Origin of the sequence: Paenibacillus sp. J23TS9 (assembly GCF_018403225.1) — a bacterium.
Taxonomy (GTDB): domain Bacteria; phylum Bacillota; class Bacilli; order Paenibacillales; family Paenibacillaceae; genus Paenibacillus_AQ.
Genome location: NZ_BOSG01000005.1, coordinates 239193 through 258108 on the forward strand (window position 1 = coordinate 239193; position 18916 = coordinate 258108).

13 protein-coding genes are annotated in these 18916 nt (G+C 52.7%); 11 read left to right on the top strand and 2 right to left on the bottom strand.

The window, feature by feature from the left end; translation table 11 throughout:
- Positions 1-66 precede the first annotated feature (66 nt).
- The 6 genes from KJS65_RS25040 to KJS65_RS25060 all read left to right on the top strand — a co-directional run bounded on the left by KJS65_RS25040 (position 67) and on the right by KJS65_RS25060 (position 6552).
- Positions 67-936, top strand: a complete 870-nt coding sequence (locus tag KJS65_RS25040) for a carbohydrate ABC transporter permease (RefSeq protein ID WP_213652541.1) — start codon at positions 67-69, stop codon at positions 934-936.
- Positions 937-1110: 174 nt separating this feature from the next.
- Positions 1111-2229 carry a carbohydrate ABC transporter permease gene (locus KJS65_RS25045; protein ID WP_306432994.1) on the top strand — a complete coding sequence of 373 codons (1119 nt, stop codon included), beginning with the start codon at positions 1111-1113 and terminating at the stop codon, positions 2227-2229.
- Between the two features lie 98 nt (positions 2230-2327).
- Positions 2328-4241, top strand: a complete 1914-nt coding sequence (locus tag KJS65_RS25050) for a DUF4832 domain-containing protein (RefSeq protein ID WP_213652542.1) — start codon at positions 2328-2330, stop codon at positions 4239-4241.
- 54 nt (positions 4242-4295) lie between these two features.
- A complete protein-coding gene (locus KJS65_RS30130) occupies positions 4296-4430 on the top strand; it encodes a hypothetical protein (RefSeq protein ID WP_280531358.1) in 135 nt (44 codons plus the stop codon).
- 243 nt (positions 4431-4673) lie between these two features.
- Positions 4674-5684, top strand: a complete 1011-nt coding sequence (locus KJS65_RS25055; RefSeq protein WP_213652543.1) for a phosphotransferase enzyme family protein — start codon at positions 4674-4676, stop codon at positions 5682-5684.
- Positions 5685-5694: 10 nt separating this feature from the next.
- Entirely contained in the window at positions 5695-6552 is an 858-nt protein-coding gene (locus KJS65_RS25060; protein ID WP_244864794.1) for an SDR family oxidoreductase, read from the top strand.
- Here KJS65_RS25060 and asd read toward each other — a convergent pair.
- Positions 6549-7355, bottom strand: coding sequence for an archaetidylserine decarboxylase (gene asd, locus KJS65_RS25065; RefSeq protein ID WP_213652544.1), 807 nt, complete (start codon positions 7353-7355; stop codon positions 6549-6551). The two genes, KJS65_RS25060 and asd, sit on opposite strands and share 4 nt — an antisense overlap.
- 483 nt (positions 7356-7838) lie before the next feature.
- On the opposite strand from asd, the gene KJS65_RS25070 reads away from it, so the two are divergent.
- The 3 genes from KJS65_RS25070 to KJS65_RS25080 are packed head-to-tail and all read left to right on the top strand — an operon-like array spanning position 7839 to position 10784.
- Positions 7839-8447: an ECF transporter S component gene (locus tag KJS65_RS25070; RefSeq protein ID WP_213652545.1), complete on the top strand. Its 609-nt coding sequence runs from the start codon at positions 7839-7841 to the stop codon at positions 8445-8447.
- Complete coding sequence (locus KJS65_RS25075; protein ID WP_213652546.1) at positions 8440-9978, top strand: ABC transporter ATP-binding protein; 1539 nt, start codon at positions 8440-8442, stop codon at positions 9976-9978. The genes KJS65_RS25070 and KJS65_RS25075 overlap by 8 nt, the downstream gene beginning before the upstream one ends.
- Entirely contained in the window at positions 9975-10784 is an 810-nt protein-coding gene (locus KJS65_RS25080) for an energy-coupling factor transporter transmembrane component T family protein (RefSeq protein ID WP_213652547.1), read from the top strand. Before KJS65_RS25075 ends, KJS65_RS25080 begins: the two co-directional genes overlap by 4 nt.
- A gap of 28 nt (positions 10785-10812) precedes the next feature.
- Here KJS65_RS25080 and KJS65_RS25085 read toward each other — a convergent pair whose 3' ends face one another.
- Positions 10813-11895, bottom strand: a complete 1083-nt coding sequence (locus tag KJS65_RS25085) for a YheC/YheD family endospore coat-associated protein (RefSeq protein WP_213652548.1) — start codon at positions 11893-11895, stop codon at positions 10813-10815.
- Between the two features lie 285 nt (positions 11896-12180).
- Here KJS65_RS25085 and KJS65_RS25090 point away from each other — a divergent pair, with 285 nt between their 5' ends.
- Positions 12181-13338: a glycosyltransferase family 4 protein gene (locus KJS65_RS25090; protein WP_213652549.1), complete on the top strand. Its 1158-nt coding sequence runs from the start codon at positions 12181-12183 to the stop codon at positions 13336-13338.
- 63 nt (positions 13339-13401) lie between these two features.
- A complete protein-coding gene (locus KJS65_RS25095; RefSeq protein ID WP_213652550.1) occupies positions 13402-18858 on the top strand; it encodes a WIAG-tail domain in 5457 nt (1818 codons plus the stop codon).
- Positions 18859-18916 lie beyond the last annotated feature (58 nt).

An 18916-nucleotide genomic window follows, 5' to 3' on the forward strand; every position in this document is an offset into this window, starting at 1 on the left:
GCAAGGTAAAAACGTCGAAGGCGTTCCGGTATCCGGGGCGCCTTCGGCAAATATGAGGTGAAGGCAATGAATTCGAAAAGCAGGTACGCATGGGCCTATTTGATGATCGCTCCGACATTGATCGGAACGTTGGTGTTCTGGAGCTGGCCGGCCGTCTACTCCATCTATCTGGGCTTCTTGAAGTCCGAAAACTTTGGTCTCGTCAGCCATTGGGTCGGCCTGGCCAATTACGAGAGATTGTTCAAGGACGCGGAGTTTTGGCAAAATTTACGAAATACGATGTTTTATGTCGTGCTGTTCGTGCCCGCGACGATCGTGCTTTCCACATTTTTCGCCGTGCTGCTGAACGCTAAGATCAAAGGCCGGTCCATTTATCGGGTCATTTATTTTCTGCCACAGGTCACGATGGCGGCCGCAGCTGCCATGGTGTGGGTCATAATATTCGCGCAGGATTACGGACTGCTGAACTCCGTGCTCGGCACCCATATCGCGTGGATCTCGGACAAACGCTTCACGATGTATGCCCTTGTCATGGTCGGCGTATGGGGCTCGATCGGCTTTAACATGCTATTGATCCTTGCCGGACTGCAAGGGATTCCGCGTCCTCTGTACGAGGCGGCCGAGATTGACGGCGCCGCCGGTTTCCGCAAGTTCCGCTCTATCACGCTTCCGCTGCTCACGCCGACGTTGTTTTTTACGTCCATCGTGCTCGTCATCGGTGCAACGCAAATCTTTGACAGTATCTATCTGATCATCGGCAAGACGAATGTTGCGCTGCCCGCCGTGCGCTCTCTCGTGTACGCGTATTACCAAAATTCGTTTATTTACTACGATCAGAACTATGGAGCGGCCATCGTCAACATCCTGCTGCTGATTAACCTGATTTTGACGGGCATTCAGTTCCTGCTGCAAAAAAAATGGGTGGTTTACGACTAGACCCATGCTTCCGAAGCAAGTTTTGTACGAAGTCAAATCAAGGAAGCCATGCTCACAAAACAAAGTAACGCTTCCGAAGCAAGTTTTGTCTGAAGTCAAATCAAGGAAGCCATGCTCACAAAACGAAGTAACGCTTCCGAAGCAAGTTTTGTCTGAAGTCAAATCAAGGAAGCCATGCTCACAAAACGAAGTAACGCTTCCGAAGCAAGTTTTGTACGAAGTCAAATCAAGGAAGCCATGCTCACAAAACAAAGTAACGCTTCCGAAGCAAGTTTTGTTCGAAGTCAAATCAAGGAAGCCATGCTCACAAAACAAAGTAACGCTTCCGAAGCAAGTTTTGTACGAAGTCAAATCAAGGAAGCCATGCTCACAAAACAAAGTAACGCTTCCGAAGCAAGTTTTGTACGAAGTCATATCAAGGAAGCCATGCTCACAAAACTTTTAGGAGGTACGAAAATGAGCAGCGCTGTCTCTGCCAAGCATAGAAGCAACCTTATTATTCATTTGATTCTGATCGCGGGGGCCGTCGTCATGGTGCTCCCATTCCTCTGGATGGTCCTCACGTCTCTCAAAACAACGACCGAGGCGACCCAGATTCCGATCGCTGTTCTGCCTGCGGAGCCCAGCCTTCGAGGCTATATGGACGCACTCAAGCAATCGCCCTTTTTGCACTACTATGCGAACACGCTGATGGCGGCGTTCATGAAGACGTCGTTCCCTGTCATCTTCAGTGCGATGGCGGCCTTCGCGTTCGCACGCATCCGCTTTCCGGGCAGAGGATTATGTTTTTTCCTGATCATCTCGGTCATGATGATCCCGAACCCGGTGTTCTATACGCCGCAATACTTGATGATGAGCAAGCTCGGACTGGTGAATACGGTGACCGCGCTCTGGATCACCTCGCTCGTCAGCCCGTTCGCCACCTTTTTGCTGCGGCAATTTTTCCTGGGCATCTCCAAGGAGTTGGAGGAAGCGGCAGTCCTGGACGGCTGCAATCCGTTTCAGGTTTTTAGCCATATTATGCTACCGCTCGTCAAGTCCGCGCTTGTCGCGGTCGTCATCATCCAACTGCTTTGGTCGTGGAATGAGCTGCAGTGGCCGCTCATCATCAACAGCTCCCCGGAGAAGCTGACGCTGTCGGCAGGACTGGCCACGCTCGTCTCCATGTTCGGTACGGATTATCCGGTGTTGATGGCAGGTGCGTTCATGGCCGTTATTCCGATGCTTGTCCTGTTTTTTATTTTCCAGCGGCGGTTTATCGAGGGCGTCGCTTTCAGCGCCAGTAAGGGATAGAAGGACTGCGCCGGAAAGGGGGTGAATGGCAAGGGCGGCGGGCATGCTCGCCGCTTGCTTCAAATGTGAATCCCATGTGAACAGGAGTGAAAGATAGGATGTTAAATGCAAGAATGGCAAGGCAAGGATGGAAGATGCTCGTCTTCGTTCTGCTCGGCTCGATGCTGCTCATGAACTTCAAGCTTCCGCATGCCGACGCCACCGGCGAGTGGCAGGCTCAAACATACGACCCCAACAAGCCGGGACTGGAGTTGAACCCGCTGAAGGGCTTCTTGCCTTTCTCCAAGCTGCCCTCGGAGAGCACTGACCCGAACAACAGCTTCCCCCATAGCATGGAATGGTTCTACGTCTCGCTCCGCGATCTGATGACCGGCTGGAACACGTACAATTGGGCACCGCTGGACGCCTATCTGGACGATATCGCGAGCCGGGGCAACCAGGCGGCCTTCCGCGTCTACGTGGACTATCCTGGACGCACGACGGGAATTCCGCAGTTTCTGATCAACGGCGGGCTCATGACCCGTGATTACGATCAGAACGGCAATCACGATACGGCCACGCACAGCTTGGCCCCGGATTGGAACGACGCCAATCTCAATTTGGCGCTGCGTCAGTTCGTCACCGCGCTCGGTGCGCGTTACGACGGTGATCCCCGGATCGGCTTCGTGACGGCGGGGCTGTACGGCTTCTGGGGAGAGTGGCATACCTGGCCTTACAATGCCGACCCGACGAATTGGGAGATGAACCCAGGCAACCGGGACGCGCTGCTGTCCTCGTTTAAGGATGCATTCCGCAAGACCCAAGTGTTAGCTCGGTATCCTTATTCCGCGAGCACGGCCGCTTTAAAAAACGCCTTTGGATACCATGACGATTCCTTCTCCTACGAGACGCTGTTCCAGAATGATTGGGACTTCTGGAGTCTCGTCACCCAGAACGGTCTGCAGAACATCTGGCAGACGCATCCGATCGGAGGCGAGCTTTATCCGCCGCTCCAGCAGGATCCGAGCTTCTGGCAGCAGTGGCCGAACCCGAACGGCGAAGATTTCCAGACCTCGGTCGAGACAACGCATGCCTCCTGGCTCATGTACGATCGAGTGTACAAATCCTCGCTTCCGAACGAGACCGCCTCGGCTAACGCACTGCGGGCGCATAAAATGCTTGGCTACACGCTGTACAACTCCTCGGTTCAGCTGGCCGACTCTCCGGCATCCTCGCTGAAGGTTGGCGTCAAGCTCCGGAATAAGGGCGTTGCTCCGTTCTACTACAATTGGCCGGTCGAGTTCGGCGTGCTGAGCGCCAATGATACCTGGATCAAGTCACTGGGGACCGCCAACTGGAATCTGGCAAGCGTCCTGCCTGGCGATACGGACTACGCCTTTTCGTTCAGCGCGAACCACAACCTGACTCCCGGCAACTACAAGCTGGTGATGCGGATCGTCAACCCGCTTGCTGGCGGCAAGACGCTTCGTTTCGCGAATACGCGGCAGGACGCGAACCGTGAGGGCTGGCTGACACTTACGGGCTTCCACGTGTCCGCGAGCGCCACGACTTCGACCGTACTGCCTGATCCGCCCGTGACGCCGGTCACACCTCCGCCTTCCGGCGCTATCGCCTATGAGGCGGAGGCGCCCGGCAACACGCTTGGTGGCTCTGCTGTCGTCGCGAGCTGTGCGACCTGCTCCGGCGGGAGCAAGGTCGGATATCTGGGCAACGGCAGCGGTACGCTGCGGTTCAACGGAGTCACGGTGCAATCCGCCGGCGACTACACGCTGAAGATCGCTTATTTGAACGGCGAAGCAAGCCGCTCCACCGTGTTAAGCGTGAACGGCGGCGCGGGCGTGCCGCTCAGCTTCCCGAGCTCCGGCGGCTGGGAGACGGTCGCCTCGCTTGAGAAGACCGTGCATCTGCAGGCCGGGTCCAATACGCTCCTGTTTACCCAGCCGACGGGATACGCGCCGGATATCGACCGCATCCTTGTGAGCGCAAGTCCGGTCGTTTCGAAGAAGCAATAAACGGGGTACCGCATGCCGCTGCATACGCTAGCATCCCGAAAAGGCTAAGACGGCGTGGATAACAGGCGGATCGCCGAGGAAGCCTTCACCTATGCGGACAAAGGGATTGGTCGACGCCAGCCGAATCGATTCCCCGCAGGCATAGAACAGATAAGGCAGACGGTCTTGAAGGACCGTCTGCCTTTTTGAATCTACTTCTTATTGCAACCTTCGCTGCATAATGCGGCGGGGGTATCTTTTGGATTCGCGAGGCTTTTGGGCTAGGCCATTGGGCGTTTTACGCTTTAGGGACGCAATCTTCCAGATCGCTTGGATCAGTTATAGGCTATATGGATCATTCGGAAACTCCATTCCCACGCCGTATGTTTGCACCAAATATGTTATTCTACCATTAAACCCATAATGCAGAAGATGACAAGGAGGAATGAACGAATGAACGAAGCTTTTAACGCGGATACAGAAGACAGCAGAAGATTGCTCCTGGTTCAGGCAGAAGCCGCACTAACAGCCGCACTTGAGCAGTATGAGTTAAATGAAAAAGATATTGATTTTATCCAAGTGTCTGAGCATGTGACGTATAAAATTAAAGACGAAACAGGATGTTCTTATCTGCTGCGCATTCATCCAGGTGTGGCATCTTCGAGAGAAATCGCCTCGGAAATGGAATGGCTCGATTATTTGTCCGAGAAGCGGGGCCTGGTGGTTCCGACAGGAGTTGTGAACCGTGAAGGTTCTTATGTAACTGAGGTGGAAACAGAACGCGGACGCGTCTGGCAGGTTTCGGTTCTGCGCTGGATCGAAGGAGAGCACGAAGAAGGGAATTACAGCGATCGGCAAATCCGGCAGATGGGTGTCCTGCTGGCGCAGATGCATCAAGCAGCCCGTTCGTTTCAGCCCCCGGTGGGATTTATTCGTCCAACCTGGGGAACAGAGATATTCGAGAAGGAAACGGCAAGGCTTAAAAAGCACTATCGAAGCTTCCTGACAGCGGAAGAATTCAGTCTGTATGAGCAGGCTGCGGGGAAAATCACAGACCATATGTCCGCAATGCAGAGGAATGAGGAAAGTTTTGGTATGATTCATGCTGATTTCCATGGAGGAAATTTGGTGTTCAAAGACGGCGACCCTTATCCAATTGATTTTGGACGCTGTGGTTTCGGTCATTATTCGTATGATCTGGCCCAGGCTTTCTTAGGGTTGTATCCGGGGCAGCGCCAGATATTTCTTGAGGGTTACGAAAGCCTTCTACCGATTATTGCAGATACGGATGGCATACATACGCTGGAAACCTTTTTTATCAAGTCGCTGATCGAAAATCAGAGCTATCATGCCCCGCATCCGTGGGAAGCAGCGGAGCTGCGGGAGAGCAAACCGTACAGCTTGGCATTAATCCGTCATTATTTGGATGCAAAGCCTTTTCTGTTCAATGGCATTCCCGTTTAAGGAGGGACACATGATGGGGACTTTGAAGGAGGGAGCTGTTGCGCTGGTTACCGGCAGCTCCAGCGGTTTTGGAATGCTGACATGCATTGAGCTGGCCTTGCGGGGGTTCGTCGTTATCGCAGGCATACGGAGAATGGAGACGCAGGCCAAGCTGATGGAAGCGGCGGAGCAGGCAGGAGTAAGTGCACGTATTCATACAACCCAGCTGGATGTAACGAACGATGCTGAGGTGCAGCAGGCAGCGGCATATATTTGGAATCAATATGGACGTTTGGATGTGCTCATTAACAATGCGGGGACCGCATATGGGGGCTTTATCGAGGAGGTGCCTGCCGAGGTCTGGGTGGAACAGATGAATACGAATTTTCATGGAATGGTACATGTCACGCAGGCGGTACTTCCTTTGATGCGGAAACAGGGCAAGGGCCGGATCATCCAGGTGAGCAGCATCAGCGGCCGCATCGGGTTTCCGGGCTACGGCCCTTATGCTTCTTCAAAATTCGCACTGGAAGGCTTCAGTGAATGTCTTGCGCTGGAGGTCAAGCCTTTTGGCATCGATGTGGTCATGGTTGAACCGGGGGCTTATGGTACACCGATCTGGGATAAGGGTTTTACGCAGATGAGCACAACCTCGGGTTCTCCCTATCAGAGGATGCTGGACAAAGTACTTGCCTTCTCGCGTAAAAGCGCACAACAAGGAGGCAACCCGAAAGAGGTCGCCAGGCTGGTTGCTCATATTGCCTGCATAGAGCGCCCGTCATTCCGGTACGCGCTGCCCCGAAGCACAAGGCTTACGATCGGAGCGAAGGCGTTGATGCCGGCGCGATTGTTCCAGAGGCTCCTGGCATCCGTCCTAGAGCGGTCCTAGCTGTTTTTGCGGGATGACGGGGCGTGAAGCGTCCCAAGAAGCTGTCCCATCCGCATCTGATCTCCAGGCTTCAGGTCTGGGCGCGGAGTAAAGATTCCGTCCTGGATCAGAAGCACAACGGTCGAGCCAAATTCAAAATAAGCCAAGTCATCGCCATTGTTCCATCGTGTTACGCTATCGTCATTATAACGAATGCTGCTCACATTCATGGCGCCTACCTTCACTACCGCGACTTCGCCGTATTCGCCAGCGATATAAGTAATCAGCCGTTCGTTGCGGCACAGAACCGACTTCATTTGCGTCATGCCAAACTCATTGACCGGATAGGCGCGTCCCTTGATATGCTCGCTTTCCGTGCGCACGCCGGTGATCGGGGAATGAATGCGGTGGTAATCGGTGGGACTAAGGTATAACACAAATACATATCCGTGCTTGTACAGCTCCAAATGAGGAGAGAAGTTCAGCAGCTCCGCAACAGAGTAGTCCTGTCCTTTTACATTCAGAATGGTCCCGGCGTTGATGTCGCCCATCGCGGTAATTTTGGCATCTACCGGGCTTGTCAGCACATCCCTTCCATCTTCAACAGGACGCATGCCCGGCTTGAGACGTCTTGAGAAAAACTCGTTCAGGCTCCGGTATTCATGAATCTCTTTTTCCGCTTCATGGGCGGGGATTTGATAGCTTTTTATAAAAACAGGGATGACTCCCCGGCTGAGCCTGCTGTGAGAGAAGCGTCCCATCAATGCAGAAAGCCACTTTCTCGAGGAGAGCTCTGTCATCAGCCTTAAAAATTCTTTTGCCATGCTTTATCTCCCTTCGGATGATGCTGCGTCGATCTATAGAGTTAACGTTCACAGCCGTCTTTTGGTTGCGAAAAAAGATGTGGCCGGAATCGATTTTTGCAAAATGCTGCTATTTGAACACTCTGAAATATATTGACATAGAAAGTCATTTTAAGCAATAACGATAGGTAAGTGACAAATCCGCCGATTATTTTCTTATTGCCAACAAACAGGAAGTTGGTGTATTTTGGAACCAGGATACGGATGCCTTTGTCTGAACAATTTTTGTGAAGGTACATCTGTTACATATGGAATACGGGGGCTTGAGTTGAATCAGGCTGAGATTGCAGCTGTTATCCGCTGCTGACCGGGTATCTGAACTGGATAATGCCAGCGTAGAGAATTCACGTTAAGACCCCTTTGGGGCTTATTTGACCGTCTCTCTTTGCATATCCAGGCGGTTTTTTTTATGCCTATTTTTGTGAAAAGGAGAGAGGATGTACGATGAACAACGCATTAATTACCGAAAAAAGAAGGGGGCTCCGGTTGAGCGATTTGCTGGTAACCATTCTGCTATCGCTTGTGATCGGTGTAGTGTACCATTTTTGGAGCTCGGTGTATGACCTGTTTAAACCGCTGTTTTTCCAGGCTGATGAGCTGGTGTATGGTGTCTGGTTTCTCGCACCAACGCTCGCGATGCTGCTGATCCGCAAACCTGGAGTCGCGATACTTGCGGAGGTTGCTGCAGCCCATGTGGAGATCATGTTCGGCAGCGAATGGGGCATCCAGCTGGTGCTGTACAGTGTAGTGCAGGGCCTTGCCGCAGAGCTGATCTTCGCCCTGCTGCGCTACCGCAGCTTCCGGCTGGGCACGGCTGCATTCGCAGGTGCAGCGGCAGCGCTGGGCTCCTTATTGGTCGATGTGTATTATGGCTATGTTACGGATTACACGCTTTGGATGATGTTGTTTAAATATGCGCTGCGTATCATCAGTTCAGCCGTGCTTGCAGGATATCTGGCGTTTGCGCTGGCAAAGGCTCTTGAGGCTACCGGCGTAACGCAGCTTCTGCGGCCGGTGACAAAACGGGATTACGAAGCACTTGACCATGATTGAGAACAGTGCGGTCGCACAAAACGAGGAAGCCGTTGCCGCAGCGGTTACCGGACTAAGGCTTAAATTTCCGGATGAGGGCAGCTTTGTATTTAAGGATTTGTCTCTTTCAGTCCGCAGGGGGGAGAAGGTTCTGCTGCTTGGCCCCAGCGGCTGCGGCAAATCGACTCTGCTGCAGGTGCTGGGAGGACTGATCCCGCATGTGATTGAAGTGCCGCTAAGAGCGGAGGATGTTGTGGTCCCGAGGTCAAGAGGGTATGTATTTCAGGACCCGGACACCCAGTTTTGCATGCCGTATGTGGATGAAGAACTGGCTTTCGTTCTGGAGAACCGCGGAATAAAGCGGGAGCGTATGATCCCGCAGATGCGGGGGGCCCTTGCTGCGGTCGGTTTGCTGCTGGATGAGCTTCATGTACCGGTGGACAGCCTGTCCCAAGGAATGAAACAGCGGCTCGCCCTGGCGTCTGTTCTGCTGCTAGAGCCAGAGGTTATTTTTCTGGATGAGCCGTCCGCACTCCTTGACCCTGATGGCCGGGAGCAAATGTGGGAGGCCGTGTGGCGCGCGGCGGAAGGTCGTACGTTGATTGTGGTAGAACACCGTATTGAAGAGATGGCGGACCGGGTGGATCGGATCATACTGTTTGCTCCGGACGGAAGCATCATTGGTGACGGAAGCCCGGAATGGATATTCCGCAACTTCCGAAAAGAGCTGCAGCAGTATGGAATCTGGTATCCGGGTGTATGGGAGGACTTCTTCCGAATTCTGGAGATGAGGCAGATGGAGCAAAGACCGGTAATGCCTGGTCATCAAGATCCACTGCTGGCTTTACGCCAATTTACAGGCTTTCGTGCGGATCATCCGGTGATAGAGGTGCAGGCAGCAGAGATCTATCCTGGTGACTTTATCGCTGTTACTGGCCCGAACGGAGCGGGGAAAAGCTCGCTCCTGCTGAGTCTGATGAGCCTTCTGCGTTTCAGCGGGCATTATTCGCTATGCGGAGAGCTGATGCCGGAAACAGCCGGTGCAAGGAGAAAAGAGCGAAAGAAGACCCTTCCCCCTTCAGATCGGATTGGATATGTATTCCAAAACCCGGAGTTTCAGTTTGTAGCCGATACCGTACTGGATGAGATCGGATTTTCCATGAAGACGCGGGAAAATGAGAGCTCAGAGCAGGTTGATGAAAAGGCTCGAGGCTTTCTTCATTCCTTTCATTTGGAGGGTTTGGAGCATCGCCATCCCTATCAGCTTTCCACCGGTCAGAAGCGGAGATTAAGCATGGCCGGAGCCGTTGTATGCGGACAGTCGATCCTGCTGCTGGATGAGCCTACCTTTGGCCAGGATGCCAGAAACACATTTGCAATTCTGAATTACTGCATGGAGATGCAGGCGGAAGGCGCGGCGATTGTCATGGTAACACATGAGGAGGGAATCGCCCGGCATGTCGCCTCTCGTGTCTGGGAAGTGTGTAATGGCGTGCTTAAGGAAGGAACGCCCGCTGGCCGGGAGCAGCCAGAAATGCGGGTGGGGACATGATTGAGCTGCTGACGCCTACTCGATCGACAATTTTGCAGAATGCCAATCCTGCCGTAAAGCTTGCTCTATTTATCGCTCTGTTCTTCGTCACGGTGCAGACTCGAAACATAGATTTCGCAATGGATCAGGCGATTGTCTATACGCTTCTCCTATTTATTCTTGGCGGCTTTCCGTTCCGGAAAACGCTGCTGCTTGTCCTGCCGTTCTTCCTGCTGTTTGTTTCTTCTTCCATCACGATGGTTCTGTTTGGCAAGGGAGATACCCTGTGGTGGCAGTGGGGACTGCTGCGCATTACCGAAGAGAGTTTTTACAGAGGCATGCATCTGGGATTCCGGTCGATTGCCTTTGCGGCGGAAGGACTGCTGTTTGTCAGTACGACCTCTTCCGTAAAACTTTTCTATGCACTGATGCAAAGCTTCAAACTAGCTCCGAAATTTGCATACAGCTTTATGGCTTCCATCCGGCTGCTGCCGATGGTGTGGGAGGAGTTTCTGATCCGCAGGCAAGCACTTCAGGTGAGAGGGGCACGGGTAAAAGGGAAGGGACTGAAAGGATTGGCAGAGCATATCCGCCTGTACGCCGTACCGCTCCTGTCCCAGAGCATCCGCCGCGCACACCGGGTTGCCGTCGCGATGGAAGCCAAGCAATTTGACGGGAAAGGTCCGAGAACATACTTCTATCCCTCAAAAGTATCCTGGATTGACGTAATTTCGATGATCCTGCTTGTCATTGCTCCCTGCTTGGCTTATATGGTTTCTCTAAGTTTTCAGTGGTTTGGCATTGCGGATGTACGCTATCACTCCTGATTCTTTGTGGACGGGGGTGATATGGACATCAGCGACCGAGCAAATACCGGGCATAGGCCATGGGCTGACGGTAGGTCTCCTTCCAGAGCTCGTTCAAACCAGCCTTGCAGAAGCCATACCGCTGGTCACGCCCGTTGCATTCGATAAAATAAGGTTTTCCTGCAGTTGAGAGACCGATATCCAGCCCGAAATCTGCTGCATAGGGAAGATGTAGTTCCAGTTTTTCGGCAACCCGCAATGCAAGCTTCCGCACGCTGGCAATGACTGCTTCAGCTGAAAGATCGGGAAGGCTTTCGCTAAGGACGGTTTCAACACGCAGAGCTTTCCCGCCTTGGGCTACATTGGAGACAAAGGTACGTGAGGAAGCAGCCTTGGCATACATGCCTGTAATACTCCAGCTTCCGCTTATTCCCCGCTGCACGGAAACGCGCAGATCATACGGCCGGTATCTGAATTCCGCTAAGGCAATGCGTTCCTGCACGAGATAAGGGACCTGGGAAACACGGCTTCGGAGCACCGCAGGGAGCTTCTTCTGGCGTAATGTGACTGTCCTCCAGCCATAGGATCTTCCGCTCGGCGAATAGGTAAGCTTCCAGTTTGAACCAGCATGATGCAGCCGTAGTATGCCTCGGCCGATGCTGCCTGCGCATGGCTTCATAATAATATCATCATAATGCCGCATCATTTCCGAAATGGAAGAGGATGTGGCATTTTTGGTTTCAGGAAGATAAGGCGACAGGGCTGGATCATTTTTGAGCAATTGATGTATTTCATCTTTTCCGTAGCGGTTAAAGCCGTTAAAAATAACAAATCCCTGACCCATAAGGGCATTGATTTTATGTTGAGACCCCGCATCCAGGTAGATAGCCCGATTATGAATAACGCGCGGAATAGGTATGCGGACGAGAGTATAGATGTTATCTCTTCGTAAATAGGCGGTGCATTCACCGCTGTCCATATCAATATCCTGAAGCCGGATGTAGCATGGAAGCAGTCCGTAAATGCGGGCGGCCTCCTCGTAGTTGGCAAGGGATTCCTGCCCGGTCCTTCCATGCGGAATGCCCCGGTGCATGGCCGCGTTCAGTAGAATTCCGACATAAGAAAACCACACATTTCACCCCTCCTACATTCAATTAGATAGCCTTCATCGTTCAAAATGATCATTGAATAAGCATTGCCTTGTGGCGTTTCATTCCTTTGGTTGTATAGTCTATGCGGACTGCATCGTACCAGTAATGGACGTTTGTCCGTGCGTATTCCGCCTATTTTTTATGACGGATAACCCTATTTGTCACCCGAGTACCCTAGTTCTGTATAGGCTAGAGTATAAGGAAGTAATTTCATTTTCTGATTTCTCTGGAAAGGAACTGCTTACTGGACAGGAGATGAACAGCAGTTGCATAAGCTAAAAGCCGCTGTGGTAACACCAGGTACATTTTTTATTCCTTCAGGCCGAAGCAGCTCGGTCGAACGGGTCGTAGAGCAGATGATTCCACGTGTGCCCGAAGGCTTTGACATCCGGATCTACGGATTGCAGGAACCAGACCATCCAGTGATCGGGAGCATCGACGGAGGAATACGGGTATACCGTCTTCCAGGCGGAGCCCGCTACGCTTCCGGAATAATCCGTTCTTTGAAGGAATGGAAGCCTCGGATCATCGATGTGCAGAACCGTCCATTTCTCGCCAGCCGGATTAAACAGGCTATACCTGGCGCGAAGGTCGTCACATCCATTCATTCACTGACGTATATTTCTCCACCTCATGCCGATCACCGGAACGCCGAACGTACTTTGCAGTCTGTGGATCGGATTGTTGTGAATAGTGTGTACCTGGAAAAAGAGCTTGGTGCCCGTTACCCCAACCTGAAGAATAAAATCAGCGTCAATCCTCTTGGCGTAAACCTGCCTGATTTTATACCGCGCTATAATCCGCATTCCGAGGCTTTGCGTGAATCCAAGCTGATGGACAGGGGATGGCAGGGGAGACGCATCATAATGTACGCCGGAAGATTACTGCCGATCAAAGGGGTGCATCATGTGCTTACCGCTCTTCCGAAACTGATTCGGGCTGTGCCGGATGTCATGCTGCTTATCGTGGGAAGTCCATTTTACGGCTCAAGCCGCCGGACTCCTTACGAAGCCCATCTGCATAATTTAGCGGAGCCCTATCTGAATCATGTCACGTTCATTCCCTTTGTCTCCCATCCGGCTATTTCATACTGGTACCATCTGGCAGATATTGTTGTTGTGCCATCCGCAGAAGGGGAGGCTTTTGGATTAGTCAATGTGGAGGCTATGGCTTCTGCTGTGCCTGTCGTCGCCTCCGATGCAGGTGGAATTCCGGAAATTGTGGAGGATGGAGTCAGCGGGGTTTTGCTGCCGCAGGCTTCCCTTGATAGTGAACTGGCACCCGAGCTAATCCGTCTCTTGAGCGATGAACAGCTACGCCGCTCGTTAGGGCAGGCTGGCCGCTTGCGGGTTGCACAATCTTTTCAATGGAAGCATACGGCAGAGCGATGGCATGAAATGATGCAAAAGCTGGTTTTACAGTGACAAAGGCCTATTCTGACGCATATGATGCCCAAGGATGATACGGTCAGGAAGGGAGCGAAAGCATTGAAAAAGAAAGGTAACAAACGGGTAGATAGACCGGTCAAACGCCTTTACTATGTGATGGATAATCCGGATATACATGAGCTGGGTATGATCAGTAAGCCGAGCATGGCGACCGAGCCGAAAAACGAGGATACAAATGCTCAGATCAGATCCATTACCACGGAACCTCAGCTGGAGGCGGAAATCTCCGTGCAGGCTGAAGCGTTGGTCTTGGAAGAAATGGAAGAGGAAAATTTAAGTATTGCCGAGACCGCAGTGGAGGAAGAACCCAGACTGGTGGAAGAAGCCGCAGTGGAGAAAGAAGCCGCCGTGGAGGAAGAACAAGAACTGAAGGAAGAACAAGAACTGAAGGAAGAACTCAGACTGGAGGAAGAACCCGCAAATATTCGTTTGCCGCAGCAGGTTGTGGAGCAAAGGTTCGCGGAAAAGAAGCTTCCGGATACGCTGCAGCCCTTTATCTATACGGAAGATTTGAGTGATGGAGCTGTAATCACCTCCAAAATTTCCTTGCGTGCCATTGATTCTTCCAGATTGAAGCCCGGTGCCGTAAATGGCGAGGCTATCGCCGATTATGCGGTTACGAATGTTCATTTAGCAGACGCAGCCGTTACTTCCTCCAAAATCGCTCCGTTTTCTATCTTGGAAGAGCATCTGGTTGACCACGCGATCAGCGGAAACAAGCTTCGGGATCATTCCATTGGCGGGGAGAAGCTTCGCGAAGGCAGCATCTCATCCGCGAAGCTTCAGGATCAGGCCATCGCATCGGATAAAATCGCGGACGGTTCCATCCGTTCACGTCATCTTGCCGAGTTGGTGATCTCAAGTGAATTAATACAAGAAGAGGCTGTAACTGAAAGTAAAATCGCCGGATCAAGCATTCGGGCTCATCATCTCGTTAATGGAGCGATTGACACCTCCAAGCTCGCGGATGGATCCGTGATTTCCTCAAAGATCCGTGACGGAGAAATTACCGGAGAGAAAATCAGGGAGAACTCGCTCGAAGGGACTCATCTCCGTAGTCAATCCCTGACGGGAGATTTGCTGGCAGACGGGGCAATTGGAAGCGACCAGATTGCACCAGGCAGCATCGGTTCGGTTCAGCTTGCAGATGGTTCTGTAATCAGCAGCCATCTCCAGCAAGGTGCAGTGACCTCCGATAAAATTGCACCTTTTGCTGTGACAGGCAATCATTTTGCGGAAGGAACCGTACATGGCAGCCATATTGGAGCAGGAGAGATTACCGCTGTGCATATCGCCGATCACAGCATTGATTCGGTTAAGCTGGCAGAGCAGTCTGTTGGTACAGCCCATATCGTCGAGCAGACCGTAACTTCTTCCAAAATTTCTGACCAGAGCATTTTGCCGAGTAAAATTGCCAATGAAGCGGTTCAGACCCGTCACCTGGCGCAGGGAGCGGTACGTGCATCCCAAATTGCACCGGATTCAGTGGCAGGAGAGCATATTCGCAAAAGAGCGATTCAAGGGGGACATCTGGCGGAAAACAGTGTGGAATCCACGCATTTGCAGCAGGCGTCCATTCAGGGCAGTCATATCGCTCAGAGCGCTGTTGAAGAACGACATATTGCGGAAGAAGCGATCGGGTCCAGCCAACTGCAGTCCACCTCTGTTACGGCAGAGAAGCTAGCCAATGCGAGCGTTACCGTAGAAAAACTGGCACCGCGTTCTGTTAGAGGACAGATTATTGCTGCGGAAGGAGTCCACGGTGAACATATTCAAGCCAGGGCTGTCAGCAGCCGGCATTTGGCGGAGCAGAGCGTAGAATCAGAAGCCATTGTGGACGATGCGGTCTTGTCTCGCCATATTCGTACAGGAGCCATAGCGGCTGAACATCTGCAACGTGGAATTATCGGATCGGATATTCTCGGTAAGAGTTCGGTTACTTCAGATCAGCTTGCTGCCAACAGCATTCAATCCAAGCATTTGAACCCATCCATCGTGGGACCGATTCATCTGACCGATCATGCAGTAACTTCATTAAAATTATCACCCGAGAGCGTGGCTACGGACAAAATACAGGATCTGGCCATTACGGCCAGCAAACTGGCGGACGGCAGCGTCTCATCTTCGAAAATTACCAAGGGAGCTGTGAACAAAGAACATGTGGCCGAAGGGGCTGTTCATTCCCTCGCCATAGAAGACGGGGCGGTTGAATTCAGGCATTTGGCAGCCGAAGCGGTTGGTTCGGAGCAGCTGCAGCCTGGAATTGTGCAGGAGATTCATCTGGCGAGCGGCGCGGTAAACTCGAAAGCCATCCAGGAAGCCTCAGTCACAGCGCTTCATATGGCAGCAGAGTCGGTGGGCAGCAGTCAGCTTCAGACCGGAAGCGTAACAGAATGGCATCTGGCCCCAGGGTCTATAGCAGCGGAAGCACTACAGGAAGAAGCGGTAACAGCAGATAAAATTGCACCAGGCGCGGTCGGGAATAGTCATCTTCAGCGGGAATCCGTAGCCTCAGCACAGCTTCGGGAGAAGGCCGTACAGAAATGGCATATTGCCCTCGGGGCGGTAGAGTATAGGCATTTGGCTGCCGAATCTGTCGGAGAAAGTCAGATGCAGCCTGGCATCATCGGGGAGAAGCATCTGGCGAGCGGCGCGGTAAACTCGAAAGCCATTCAGCAAGCCTCAGTCACAGCGCTTCATATGGCAGCAGAGTCGGTTGGCAGCAGTCAGCTACAGACCGGAAGCGTTACAGAGCAGCATCTGGCTCCAGGGTCTGTAGCATCGGAGGGACTGCAGGAAGAAGCGGTAACAGCAGATAAAATTGCACCAGGCGCAGTCGGGAATAATCATCTTCAGCGGGAATCCGTAGCCTCAGCACAGCTCCAGGAAAAGGCCGTGCAGAAATGGCATATAGCCCTCGGGGCGGTTGAACATAGGCATTTGGCCGCCGAATCTGTCGGAGAAGACCAGCTGCAGCCTGGAATCGTGCAGGAGATCCATCTGGCAGAAGGATCGGTGCATTCGAAAGCCATCCAGGATGCCTCAGTCACAGCACTTCATATGGCAGCAGAGTCGGTTGGCAGCAGTCAACTACAGACCGGAAGCGTTACAGAGCAGCATCTGGCTCCAGGGTCTGTAGCATCGGAGGCACTACAGGAAGAAGCGGTAACAGCAGATAAAATTGCACCAGGCGCGATCGGGAATGACCATCTTCAGCAGGAATCCGTAGGTCCAGCACAGCTTCAGGAGAATGCCGTGCAGAACTGGCAAATTGCCCTTGAAGCGGTAGAAAATAAGCATCTGGCTGCCGAATCAGTCGGAGAAGAACAGCTGCAGTCAGGCATCATCGGAGAGAAACATCTGGCAAGCGGCGCGGTGAACTCGAAAGCCATCAAGGAAGCCTCGGTCACAGCGCTTCATATGGCAGCGGAGTCGATTGGCAGCAGTCAGCTTCAGACCGGAAGCGTTACTGAACAGCATCTAGCCCCGAGGTCAGTAGCATCGGAAGCACTGCAGGAAGAAGCGGTAACAGCATATAAAATTGCACCAGGCGCGATCGGGAATGACCATCTTCAGCGGGAATCCGTAGCTGCAGCACAACTCCAGGAGAATGCCGTGCAGAACTGGCATATTGCCCTTGAGGCGGTAGAAAATAGGCATTTGGCTGCCGAATCGGTCGGAGAAGAACAGCTGCAGCCAGGCATCATCGGAGAGAAGCATCTGGCGGGCGGCGCGGTAAACTCGGAAGCCATCAAGGCAGCTGCGGTCACAGCGCTCCATATGGCAGCGGAGTCAGTTGGAAGCAGTCAACTACAGACCGGAAGCGTTACTGAACAGCATCTAGCCCCGAGGTCAGTAGCATCGGAAGCACTGCAGGAAGAAGCGGTAACAGCAGATAAAATTGCATCAGGCGCGATCGGGAATGACCATCTTCAGCGGGAATCCGTAGCTGCAGCACAGCTCCAGGAGAAGGCTGTGCAGAACTGGCATATTGCCCTTGAGGCGGTAGAAAATAAGCATCTGGCTGCCGAATCAGTCGGAGAAGAACAGCTGCAGCCCGGCATCATCGGAGAGAAGCATCTGGCGAGCGGCGCGGTAAACTCGGAAGCCATCAAGGCAGCCGCGGTCACAGCGCTCCATATGGCAGCGGAGTCGGTGGGAAGCGTAAATCTGCAGCAGGATGCCGTGCGGTCCATCCATCTTCATGAAAAAAGCGTGCAGCAAAGGCATATTTGTCCTGACGCCATCGTTCAGCGTCATTTGGCAGACAATTCGGTTGGTGCAGAGCAGCTCCAGTCCGAAAGCATTGCAGAGCACCATCTGACAGAGTCCTCGGTAAATGGAGGGGCCATTCAAGATGGTGCTGTAACAAGCAGTAAGATTGCTTACGAATCCGTCGGCAGCCATCAGCTGACATCGGACGCGATAGCGTCATATCATCTCCAGGCAGGCGCGGTACAGGAACACCATCTGGCAGATGAAGTGGTGAATACGAACCATCTGGCTTTTGAGTCTGTAGGCAGCAGTCAGCTTCAGACTGGAAGTGTGACGGAAATGCATTTAGCCCTGGGTTCCGTATCGGCGGAAGCTCTACAAGCCGAAGCTGTAACTGCGGGTAAGATTGCACCGGGTTCCATTGGTAATGAACATCTCCAGCAGGAATCTGTAGCATCTGCGCAGCTGCAGGTGAAGGCTGTGCAGAAATGGCATATTGCTCCTGGAGCGGTAGATTACATGCATTTGGCTGCCGAATCGGTGGGAGAAGAACAGCTTCAGCCCGGCATCATCGGAGAGCAGCATCTGACCAGTGAAGCGGTGAATACAGAAGCCTTGGGACGGGGGGCTGTAACAGCCGAGAAGCTGGCGGAATCTTCAATTGGCAGCACGCATATCCAGTCCGGTTCGATTGGCGGAAGGCATCTCGTTCCGGGTGCTATTCATGGAGAAGCAATTCGTGATGGCGCTGTCCATGGAGCCAAGATTGCGCCGGGCTCGATTGGCAGCACGCATATTCAACCTGAATCCATTCGTCCGCTTCACCTGCAGGCAGAGAGTATACAGGAGTGGCATCTGCAGCAGGGAGCCGTAAGCAGCTGGCATCTTCAGGAGCAGTCTATCCAAAGCCGGCATCTGGCTCACCAATCGGTTTCAGCAGCCCATCTCGCATTCGCGCCAGTACGAAGCGCTTCCCAGCAGCCAAGCGTTCAGCAGTTCGGTATTGCTTCATTCCGGATCGGAGAAGGCCAGATGCAGGTAGAAGTGCCAATTACATTGCAGGAGCCGTACCCAAGTAATCATTATGTGATTGTTGCGATGTGTAACCATTCCGATTTTTATGCTGTATTGAAAACCCAACGGGAGGATACGGCCTTTATCGAAGTCGTGCGCAGGCAGGGCGGAGCTGAGACCTTTGGCTTCCTCTCCTGGATTGCTGTGGGCTCCGCTCCAGCAGCCGTCGATGAATCCGGAGGCTTTCCATTTACAGGTCGTTCATAATTTTGTTTAGTTTCGAAATCAGCGATTTTTTCATTAGTAAGCGGAGATTTCAGACGCG

Bases quoted from the DNA above. Each gene is read 5' to 3' on its own strand.
- KJS65_RS25040 (WP_213652541.1), top strand. From the start codon at position 67: ATGAATTCGAAAAGCAGGTACGCATGGGCCTATTTGATGATCGCTCCG.
- KJS65_RS25045 (WP_306432994.1), top strand. From the start codon at position 1,111: ATGCTCACAAAACGAAGTAACGCTTCCGAAGCAAGTTTTGTACGAAGT.
- KJS65_RS25050 (WP_213652542.1), top strand. From the start codon at position 2,328: ATGTTAAATGCAAGAATGGCAAGGCAAGGATGGAAGATGCTCGTCTTC.
- KJS65_RS25055 (WP_213652543.1), top strand. From the start codon at position 4,674: ATGAACGAAGCTTTTAACGCGGATACAGAAGACAGCAGAAGATTGCTC.
- KJS65_RS25060 (WP_244864794.1), top strand. From the start codon at position 5,695: ATGATGGGGACTTTGAAGGAGGGAGCTGTTGCGCTGGTTACCGGCAGC.
- asd (WP_213652544.1), bottom strand. From the start codon at position 7,355: ATGGCAAAAGAATTTTTAAGGCTGATGACAGAGCTCTCCTCGAGAAAG.
- KJS65_RS25070 (WP_213652545.1), top strand. From the start codon at position 7,839: ATGAACAACGCATTAATTACCGAAAAAAGAAGGGGGCTCCGGTTGAGC.
- KJS65_RS25075 (WP_213652546.1), top strand. From the start codon at position 8,440: ATGATTGAGAACAGTGCGGTCGCACAAAACGAGGAAGCCGTTGCCGCA.
- KJS65_RS25080 (WP_213652547.1), top strand. From the start codon at position 9,975: ATGATTGAGCTGCTGACGCCTACTCGATCGACAATTTTGCAGAATGCC.